Here is a 7,002-nt window from a genome sequence, read left to right on the forward strand (position 1 = left end):
GTGCCGTGGTGGCGGGCCCGCGGGGAGGACCGGGCGGCCGGGTGGGGTGCCGGGTTCGACCAAGATCGGGCTGGTGTTCCACAATGAGGGCAGGCCGATGCCGTGGGGCCAGGCGGCGGAACGCCACCGCCGCCCCGGGGTGCTCTCCCCGGGGCCGCCACCGCGCCGGACCCGCCGGTACGGCGGTGCGCGGCCGATACCGTACGACTGCATGGACAGGACGTTCCGCAGACGCGTTCTCGCGCTGACTGGGGTACGCACCGGCAGGCAGTATGGGCAGCGAAGCCGTCCGGTCACCCGATACGAGGCGCCCCGATCCGACGGGCGCGGCACACTCGGCATCGCGTGGTGGGATGCTCAGCTGCCCCCGAAGTGCCACGCGGCCTGGGAACGGGTGGCCTGACCTGCGAGGATGGGTGGAATGGACAAGCAGCAGGAGTTCGTGCTCCGCACGCTCGAGGAGCGCGACATCCGGTTCGTGCGACTGTGGTTCGCCGATGTGCTCGGCTACCTGAAGTCAGTGGCGGTGGCACCCGCCGAGCTTGAACAGGCGTTCGATGAGGGGATCGGCTTCGACGGCTCGGCCATCGAGGGCTTCGCCCGGGTCTACGAGTCCGACATGATCGCCAAGCCCGACCCGAGCACCTTCCAGATCCTGCCCTGGCGTGCCGAGGCCCCCGGCACCGCCCGGATGTTCTGCGACATCCTGATGCCGGACGGCTCCCCCTCCTACGCCGACCCGCGCTACGTCCTCAAGCGCATCCTGGCCAAGACCTCCGACCTCGGCTTCACCTTCTACACCCACCCCGAGATCGAGTTCTTCCTGCTCAAGGACAAGCCGGTGGACGGCTCCCGCCCGGTCCCGGCGGACTCCTCCGGCTACTTCGACCACACCCCGCAGAACGTGGGCATGGACTTCCGCCGCCAGGCGATCACCATGCTGGAGTCGATGGGCATCTCGGTGGAGTTCTCGCACCACGAGGGCGGCCCGGGCCAGCAGGAGATCGACCTGCGGTACGCCGACGCGCTGTCCACCGCGGACAACATCATGACCTTCCGGCTGGTGATGAAGCAGGTCGCGCTGGAACAGGGGGTGCAGGCCACCTTCATGCCCAAGCCGTTCTCCGAGCACCCCGGCTCCGGCATGCACACCCACCTCTCCCTCTTCGAGGGCGACCGCAACGCCTTCTACGAGTCCGGCGCCGAGTTCCAGCTCTCCAAGGTCGGCCGGTCCTTCATCGCCGGCCTGCTGCGGCACGCCGGGGAGATCTCCGCCGTCACCAACCAGTGGGTCAACTCCTACAAGCGCATCTGGGGCGGCGCCAACCGCACCGCGGGCGCCGGCGGCGAGGCCCCCTCGTACATCTGCTGGGGCCACAACAACCGCTCGGCGCTGGTCCGGGTGCCGCTCTACAAGCCCGGCAAGACCGGCTCCACCCGGGTCGAGGTGCGCTCCCTGGACTCCGGTGCCAACCCCTACCTGGCCTACGCGGTGCTGCTCGCCGCCGGCCTCAAGGGCATCGAGGAGGGGTACGCGCTCCCGGCCGGCGCCGACGACGACGTCTGGGCGCTGTCCGACGCCGAGCGCCGCTCGATGGGCATCGAACCGCTTCCGCAGAACCTCGGCGAGGCCATCAACCTGATGGAGCGCAGCGAACTGGTCGCCGAGACCCTGGGCGAGCACGTCTTCGACTTCTTCTTGCGCAACAAGAAGCAGGAGTGGGAGGAGTACCGCTCCGAGGTGACCCCCTTCGAGCTGCGCAAGGGCCTGCCGGTGCTGTAGGCGTGGGTTGAGCGATGCGGGACGTGGGGGCCGCGGTCGATGACCGCGGCCCCCGGTGCGTGCTCGGTCAGACGACCGTGACACGCGTCGGTCGGCCGATGCCCTGAGCCGGAAGCGGCTCAGTGCGCCGGCGACAGGGTCGTGGGTTCCCGGGCGCGGTCCGCTGTGCGGGGGTCACTTCGGGTCCTCGCCCCGGAAGCGTTCACCGGTGCTCCAGGTGCGGTCGAGGAAGTCGGCGATCAGCGGGGCGATCTCGGGCAGGTGTGTCTCCAGGGCGAAGTGGCCGGTGTCGAACAGGTGGAGTTCGGCGTCGGGGAGGTCGCGCAGGTAGGCCCGGGCGCCGGCCTCGGTGAAGAACGGATCCCCGATGCCCCAGGTGACGAGGGCGGGCGGGACGTGCCGACGCAGCCAGGACTGCCACCGGTCATAGCGTTCGAGGTTGGACCGGTAGTCGAAGGCCAGCGCCACCTGGGCGTCCTGGCGGCCGGGAAGGTCCAGGAAGTGCTGGTCAAGGGTCCAGCCGTCGGGGGCCAGCAGTTCGGGGTCGGGGACCCCGGTCTCGTACTGGCCACGGGTGCCGGGCAGGGTGAGCAGCTCGCGGACGGTCTTCTCGGCGCCCGGGGTCTCGGGCCGCGACGCGATGAAGGCGCGGGCCGCGTCCGACAGCCCCTCCTGGTAGGCGTTGCCGTTCTGCACGACCAGGCCGGCGATCCGTTCGGGGTGCCGCTCGGCGAGGCGGAAGCCGACCGGTGCGCCGAAGTCGAACACATACATGGCGAAGCGGGTCAGGCCGAGCCGCCGCACGAAGCCTTCGGTGATGTCGGCGAGACGGTCGAAGGTGTGGACGAAGCCGGGCGGGGCCTGGGTGTGGCCGAAACCGGGGTAGTCGGGGGCGATCAGGCGGTACCGGGAGCCGAGGGCGTCGATCAGACGGCGGAACTGGTGTGAGCCCGAGGGGAAGCCGTGCAGCAGCAGGAGCACGGGCGCGTCCGCGCGCTCCGGAATCGACTCGCGGTAGAAGACGCGGACGCCGTCGACCTCGAGATGGCGGTGGACGGTGCGGGCGACCGAGATCGGTGATGCCGTCATGACTAACTCCTTCTCACGCCAATGATGCATTAGAGATAGCGCCTGACGGGCTAACGAGTCAAGCGCTGGAGATAGCATTAGAGGCATGAGTGCTCCCGCCCCCCTGACCGGGGAGCCGCTGGCTCTGGACCTGGTCAACACCCATCCGTCCGTCGGTGACCTGCTGACCGGCCCGGACGACCTGCGTGCCTGGCTGCTCCTGCAGGCCGACCGGTTCCCGGAAGCACGCGAGTTCGCCGCCGCCGAACTGACCGACGCCACCGTGGAGGCCGTGCGGGAAGTCCGCGCGCACACGGCCCGCGCGCTCGCCGGCGCCCGTCGCGGCGAACGGCCCCCGCCGGAAGCGCTGGACGCGCTCACCCGGGCCCAGGACGCCGCGCCCGCCGTCCGCGTGCTGGACTGGAACGGCACGGCGGTCACCGCCACCCGCCGCCGCACCGGACCGACCGCCGCCCAGGTGGCGGCCTGGCTGGCCGAAGCCGCCGCCGACCTGCTCACCGACCCGGCGGTCGCCGCGGTCCGCCAGTGCGAGGCCGAGGACTGCGTCCTGCTCTTCCTGCCCGCCCATCCACGCCGTCGCTGGTGCTCGGCCGCCCGCTGCGGCAACCGCGTCCGCGTCGCCCGCCACTACCAGCGCCACCGCACCACCTGACGCCCTCGGTCAGGTGGGAACGACGCGCTGATGTCCCGATCCGCGATCGAAGAACGCGGGACGCGGGATGTGGGATGCGGGATGCGGAAAGCGACAGCGCACCGCGGTGGAAGAAGGCCGCGTCCAGCGCCCGCCGCCTCGCGCGGGGTGCGGTACCGCTCAGTCGGCCCGCCGCCCGATGGCCGCGAGCCCAGGGGAGCGCTTAGGCTCAGAGTGATCATGGAGCGGTGGAGAGGCGGTGCGCCGTGCTGCACGGGCGACGGGACAGCCGGTTCGGACGGCTGCTGCGATACGGGTTCACCGACCTGACGGCGGCCGAGCGGCTGCTCGACCTGCCGGAGCTGGCCGGCGTCCGCGGGGACCCGGTGCTGCTGGACGCGCTGGGCGCCACCGCCGACCCGGACGGCGCCCTGCGCGGCCTGGTCCGGCTGGTGGAGGCACTGCCCGAACCGAACGGACCGGACGCACCGGCGCAGGGGGCGGCCGGCTCGCGGCAGGCCCTGCTGGACACCCTGATCACCGCCAAACCACTGCGCGACCGGCTGCTCGGGGTGCTCGGCGCCTCCGAGGCGTTCGGCGACCACCTCGCCCGGCACCCCGAGGACTGGCAGTCGCTGGTCACCTACGAGCCCACCGACCTGCACCCGGCCACCCCCGAGTTCGAGCGGGCGCTGACCGAGGGCGTATGGGGGGACCAGGCGGCCGGACGGCCCCGGCCGGACGCACTGCGCGCCGCCTACCGGCGCTCCCTGCTGGGCATCGCCGCCAGGGACGTGTGCGGCACCACCGACGTCGCCCAGACCGCCGCCGAACTGGCCGACCTGGCCACCGCCACCCTGCGCGCCGCGCTGGCCATCGCCGCCGAGGAGCAGCCGCAGGACGCGGCGGCCTGCCGGCTGGCGGTGATCGGCATGGGCAAGTGCGGCGGCCGGGAACTCAACTACGTCTCCGACGTGGACGTCATCTTCGTGGCCGAACCCGAATCCGGCACCGAGGAGGCCCGGGGCCTGCGGGCCGCCACCCGACTGGCCGCCCGGATGATGCGGATCTGCTCGGACGCCACCGCCGAGGGCACCATCTGGCCGGTGGACGCCAACCTCCGCCCCGAGGGCCGCAACGGGCCGCTGGTGCGCTCCCTCTCCAGCCATCTGGCGTACTACCAGCGCTGGGCCAAGACATGGGAGTTCCAAGCCTTGCTCAAGGCTCGGCCAGTTGCCGGTGATCCAGAACTCGGCCAGGCTTACGTTGACGCCGTGGAACCACTCGTCTGGCAGGCCGCAGACCGCGAGAACTTCGTCCCCGACGTCCAGCAGATGCGCCGCCGCGTCGTCGAGAACATCCCCGCCGCCCAGATCGAGAGAGAACTCAAACTCGGCCCCGGCGGCCTGCGCGACGTGGAGTTCGCCGTCCAACTGCTCCAGCTGGTGCACGGACGCACCGACTCCTCGCTGCGCAGCGGCACCACCCTGGACGCGCTCGCCGCCCTGGCCGCCGGCGGATACGTGGGCCGCGCCGACGCCGCCGCACTGGACTCCGCCTACCGCTTCCTGCGCACCCTGGAGCACCGCCTCCAGCTCTACCGGCTGCGCCGCACCCACCTGATGCCCGAGGAGGAGGCGGAGCTGCGCCGGCTGGGCCGCTCGCTGGGCTTCCGCGCCGAGCCGGTGACCGAACTGGGCAAGGAGTGGCGGCGGCACGCCCGGGAGGTGCGCCGGCTGCACGAGAAGCTCTTCTACCGGCCGCTGCTGGACGCCGTCGCCCAGCTGGAGCCCGGCGCCACCCGGCTCAGCGCCAAGGCCGCCGGGCAGCGGCTGGAGGCGCTCGGCTACGCCGACCCCGCCTCGGCGCTGCGGCACCTGGAGGCACTCGCCTCCGGGGTCAGCCGCAAGGCCGCCATCCAGCGCACCCTGCTGCCGGTGCTGCTGGGCTGGTTCGCCGACTCCGCCGACCCCGACGCCGGCCTGCTGAACTTCCGCAAGGTCTCCGACGCCCTCGGCAAGACCCCCTGGTACCTGCGGCTGCTGCGCGACGAGGGCGCCGCCGCGGAGAACCTGGCGCGGGTGCTGTCCACCGGGCGGCTCGCCCCCGACCTGCTGCTGCGCGCCCCCGAGGCGGTGGCCCTGCTCGGCGACCCCGAAGGGCTGCGCCCGCGCGGCCGGGCCGCCCTGGAACAGGAGATCCTGGCCGCGGTCGGGCGCGCGGAGAGCGGGGAGCAGGCCGTGGCGGCGGCCCGCGGGGTACGCCGCCGGGAGCTGTTCCGTACCGCGGCGGCGGACATCATCGGCGCCTACCGCGCCACCGTCCCGGCCGGCACCCCCAGCGAATCCCCCCGCTTCAGCGCGCCCTCCGGCACGGTCCCGCCGCCGCACCCCGAGCCCGGCCGGCTGGCCGCCGACCCGACCCGTACGCCGGTCGACCCGGCCCACGAGGACCTGGGCGCGGCGGCCGACCTGGTGGGCGGCGCCGTCTCCGACATCAACGCCGCCACCCTGGCCGGCGCGCTGCGCGCCGCGGTGGCCTGGGGAGCGTCCCGGTCGAGCGGAGCCTCGGCAGGGGGAGGGCGGGGCGAGGAGCTGCCCACCCGCTTCGCGGTGATCGGCATGGGCCGCTTCGGCGGCCATGAGCTCGGCTACGGCTCGGACGCCGACGTGCTCTTCGTCCACGAACCGCGCGAGGGCGTCGACGAGCAGGAAGCCGCCCGGGCCGCGTTCGCCGTCGCCAACGAGATGCGCCGGCTGCTCCAGCTGCCCACCGCCGACCCGCCGCTGCTGATCGACGCCGACCTGCGGCCGGAGGGCAAGTCCGGGCCCCTGGTCCGCACCCTCGCCTCCTACGCCGCCTACTACCGGCGCTGGTCGCTGACCTGGGAGAGCCAGGCCCTGCTGCGCGCCGAACCGGTGGCCGGCGACCCCGAACTCGGCGCCCGCTTCATCGAGCTGATCGACCCGCTGCGCTACCCGGCCGACGGTCTGAGTGAGGACGCGGTACGGGAGATCCGCCGGCTCAAGGCCCGGATGGAGACCGAGCGGCTGCCCCGCGGCGCCGATCCCACCACCCACACCAAGCTGGGCCGCGGCGGGCTGAGCGACGTGGAGTGGACCGTACAGCTGTTGCAGATGCGCCACGGCCACGCCGAACCGGGCCTGCGCACCACCCGCACCCGCCAGGCGCTGGCCGCCGCCCACGCGGCCCGGCTGATCGACACCGACGACGCGCAGATCCTGGACGACGCCTGGGTGCTGGCCACCCGGGTGCGCAACGCGGTGATGCTGGTCCGGGGGCGCCCCGGCGACACCTTCCCCGGCGAGAGCCGGGAGCTGGCCGCCGTCGGCCGCTACCTCGGCTACGAGCCCGGCCATGTGGGCGAGATGCTCGACGACTACCGCCGCGCCACCCGCCGCGCCCGGGCGGTGGTGGAAAGACTGTTCTACGACTACCCGAGCTGAGGCCCCCCGCGACGGCCCCGCGGACCCGCCTC

4 protein-coding genes are annotated in these 7,002 nt (G+C 73.2%); 3 read left to right on the forward strand and 1 reads right to left on the reverse strand.

Translation table 11 applies throughout. From position 1 onward, the window contains the following. The first annotated feature begins 421 nt into the window (after positions 1 to 421). Positions 422 to 1,783: a type I glutamate--ammonia ligase gene (glnA, locus tag E4099_RS26665; protein WP_135341679.1), complete on the forward strand. Its 1,362-nt coding sequence runs from the start codon at positions 422 to 424 to the stop codon at positions 1,781 to 1,783. A 174-nt stretch (positions 1,784 to 1,957) separates the two neighbouring features. On the opposite strand, the gene E4099_RS26670 is transcribed toward glnA, so the two are convergent. After that, positions 1,958 to 2,872 (reverse strand): alpha/beta fold hydrolase, encoded by a 915-nt coding sequence (locus E4099_RS26670; protein ID WP_209446754.1) that lies wholly within the window; start codon positions 2,870 to 2,872, stop codon positions 1,958 to 1,960. Between the two features lie 85 nt (positions 2,873 to 2,957). On the opposite strand from E4099_RS26670, the gene E4099_RS26675 reads away from it, so the two are divergent. Continuing rightward, a complete protein-coding gene (locus E4099_RS26675) occupies positions 2,958 to 3,524 on the forward strand; it encodes a CGNR zinc finger domain-containing protein (RefSeq protein WP_135341681.1) in 567 nt (188 codons plus the stop codon). A gap of 227 nt (positions 3,525 to 3,751) precedes the next feature. Then, entirely contained in the window at positions 3,752 to 6,970 is a 3,219-nt protein-coding gene (locus tag E4099_RS26680) for a bifunctional [glutamine synthetase] adenylyltransferase/[glutamine synthetase]-adenylyl-L-tyrosine phosphorylase (protein ID WP_245245192.1), read from the forward strand. Positions 6,971 to 7,002 lie beyond the last annotated feature (32 nt).

Origin of the sequence: Streptomyces palmae (assembly GCF_004684805.1) — a bacterium.
Classification (GTDB): Bacteria; Actinomycetota; Actinomycetes; order Streptomycetales; family Streptomycetaceae; genus Streptomyces; species Streptomyces palmae.

Bases quoted from the DNA above. Each gene is read 5' to 3' on its own strand.
- E4099_RS26675 (WP_135341681.1), top strand. From the start codon at position 2,958: ATGAGTGCTCCCGCCCCCCTGACCGGGGAGCCGCTGGCTCTGGACCTG.
- E4099_RS26670 (WP_209446754.1), bottom strand. From the start codon at position 2,872: ATGACGGCATCACCGATCTCGGTCGCCCGCACCGTCCACCGCCATCTC.
- glnA (WP_135341679.1), top strand. From the start codon at position 422: ATGGACAAGCAGCAGGAGTTCGTGCTCCGCACGCTCGAGGAGCGCGAC.